The organism is Pseudonocardia oceanicola (assembly GCF_047200735.1).
GTDB lineage: Bacteria > Actinomycetota > Actinomycetes > Mycobacteriales > Pseudonocardiaceae > Pseudonocardia.
Map to the genome: position 1 here is coordinate 1 of NZ_JBJZON010000090.1, position 615 is coordinate 615.

1 protein-coding gene is annotated in these 615 nt (G+C 68.8%); it reads right to left on the reverse strand.

The window, feature by feature from the left end:
• Positions 1 to 5: 5 nt before the first annotated feature.
• The coding region (locus ACL02T_RS34940) for an acyl-CoA dehydrogenase family protein (protein WP_412835099.1) at positions 6 to 615 on the reverse strand (610 nt) is incomplete at its 5' end.

Sequence of the window (615 nt, forward strand, 5' to 3'; positions counted from 1 at the left end):
GGTCTCTAGTAGCTGCGGGGCAGGCCCAGCACGTGCGAGCCCAGGTAGTTGAGCACCATCTCCTGCGGGAGCGGCGCGATCTTGAGCAGCCGCGCCTCCCGGAAGTAGCGGGCCACGTTGTACTCCTCCGAGTACCCCATCCCGCCATGAGTCTGCAGCGCCCGGTCCGCCGCCTCGAAGCCCGCGTCGGCGCACAGGTACTTCGCGGTGTTGGCCTCACGGCCGCACGGCAGGCCCTGGTCATAGGCCCAGGTCGCCTTGCGCAGCATCAGCTCCGCCGCGTCCAGGCGGGCCAACGAGTCCGCCAGCGGGAACTGCAGGCCCTGGTTCATCCCGATCGGACGACCGAACACCTCCCGCTGGTTGCCGTAGCTCACCGCCCTATCCAGCGCCACCCGGCCCAGACCGAGCGCCTCGGCCGCCACCAGCATCCGCTCCGGGTTCAGCCCGTCGAGGATGTAGCGGAAGCCCTGGCCCTCCTCGCCGACCCGGTCCTCCACCGGCACCATCAGGTCGTCGATGAACAACTCGTTGGAGGTGACCGCGTTGCGACCCATCTTCGGGATCGGCCGGATGTCGATCTTGCTGCGGTCCAGGTCGGTCAGGAACAGCGTC